The sequence below is a fragment of the Parafrankia sp. Ea1.12 genome (genome assembly GCF_900465275.1).
Classification (GTDB): Bacteria; Actinomycetota; Actinomycetes; order Frankiales; family Frankiaceae; genus Parafrankia; species Parafrankia soli.
In genome coordinates this window covers 1-866 of sequence record NZ_UBIZ01000192.1, presented here as the reverse complement: position 1 = coordinate 866, position 866 = coordinate 1, and the positions used below count along the sequence as shown (strand labels likewise).

General features: G+C 68.2%; 1 protein-coding gene. It reads right to left on the bottom strand.

Translation table 11 applies throughout. The annotated features are described in order from the left end of the window. Nucleotides 1-133: 133 nt before the first annotated feature. On the bottom strand, nucleotides 134-697 hold the full coding sequence (locus tag FMEAI12_RS06335; RefSeq protein ID WP_112105321.1) for a hypothetical protein: 564 nt from the start codon (nucleotides 695-697) through the stop codon (nucleotides 134-136). Between the last annotated feature and the right edge of the window lie 169 nt (nucleotides 698-866).

Here is an 866-nt window from a genome sequence, read left to right as displayed (position 1 = left end):
GCCGCGAGCACGGCATCCGCGCCCTCGACGCCATCCACGACGCCCTCGCCGGCCGGCCCTGGCTACCAACCCCGGTCGCTACCGCAGCCTGAAACAGCATCAACACGGGTCGCACCCGTGAATGGACACCGAATCAAGGGGTACACGTGGACGTCCTTTCAGGAGTCTGCTGGAGGCACCGGTTCAGCGCGGCCCACAGGGGTTCGTACATCGCCTGGACGATGTGACGGTCGCGGGCGGGCTTGTCGGATTCGGCCGAGAAGTAGGGCCACAGGACGTGGCGGATGTTGTGGAGCAGGGACGTCTCGGGGGTGTCGGGCTCCGCTGCTCCGGCTGCCAGGAGCGGGGCGAAGGCCGCGTCGACGAAGATCACTCGCGCTGGCACCCCGCCGCGCAGAAGCCTGCCGATGACCTGCCAAACCAGCACGAGGATGTCCCAGGTCACGGTGTCGCGATCGGCGCCGAGCTGGCTCCAGGCGGTGCTTCTCGCCAGCAGCCTGTACCACTCCGACCGGGCCTGCCGCCGCACCTCGCTGGCACCGGCGTCCAGACTGGCCGCGTGGCGCACCCACTCGTTGAACTCGCCGTTGTCGATCGCTCGGACGATCCAGTCGTTGATCGCGTGGACGGCCAGCCTGAGATCGTCGGGGTGCGGGTTCGGCCGGGCGAGGAAGTAGACCGATCCGATGGCGGCCACCTGCCTGTCCTCGTCGAGGATGTTGTGCCCGCGCTCGACGGCCTAGTGCGCTGGCCATGAACGTTTCCGGTCGTGGTCAGGTGCTGGTGGGGTGGTTGCGGGCACACCGTCAGGGATGGGGGACGTTGACCGGTTCCTGGGGGTGATCCGTGATGGCACAGCTGGTACG